A 542-nucleotide genomic window follows, 5' to 3' on the forward strand; every position below is an offset into this window, starting at 1 on the left:
ACGGCTACGCCCGGCAAGGCATGAGCGCCTACGTCGAACTCCAGGAAAAGGAATTCACCTCCGAATCCCGCGGCTACACCGCAACCAAGCACCAGCGCGAAGTCGGCACCGGCTACTTCGACACCATCTCCACCGCGCTCAACCCGAACGCGTCCACCCTCGCACTTGTCGGATCGACAGAAGAGGGCCAGTTCCACTAACACCTTCCCCAAGTAAGTAGCAGTAAGTGTCGTTTTGGAGGATCAAAACGACATTTACTGCTACCCAGTTGGGACCTTTCAAGGAGAACTCCCATGAACAGCTTTACTGACAGCTTCACCATCAACGGCATCACCATGGCTGCCCAGCCCATCTGCCGGCAGGACGAGGTGCTGACCCCGGACGCCCTTGCCTTCATCGCCAAACTGCACCGGGCCACCGCCGCCCGCCGGCAGGAACTCCTCCAGGCCCGCCGGACCCGCCGGGCCGAGATCGCCGCCGGCGCGGACCCGCGCTTCCTCCAGGAAACGGAGCACATCCGCAACGACCCGTCCTGGCGGGTT

General features: G+C 62.5%; 2 pseudogenes. Both read left to right on the plus strand.

Features of this window, described 5'->3' with window-relative positions:
- Positions 1 to 200, plus strand: a pseudogene (locus tag FDW83_RS18965) (isocitrate lyase); the annotation flags it as partial.
- Positions 201 to 293: 93 nt separating this feature from the next.
- Positions 294 to 542, plus strand: a pseudogene (locus FDW83_RS18970) (malate synthase A); the annotation flags it as partial.

Source organism: Pseudarthrobacter sp. NamE2, from assembly GCF_005796205.1.
Lineage (GTDB): Bacteria > Actinomycetota > Actinomycetes > Actinomycetales > Micrococcaceae > Arthrobacter.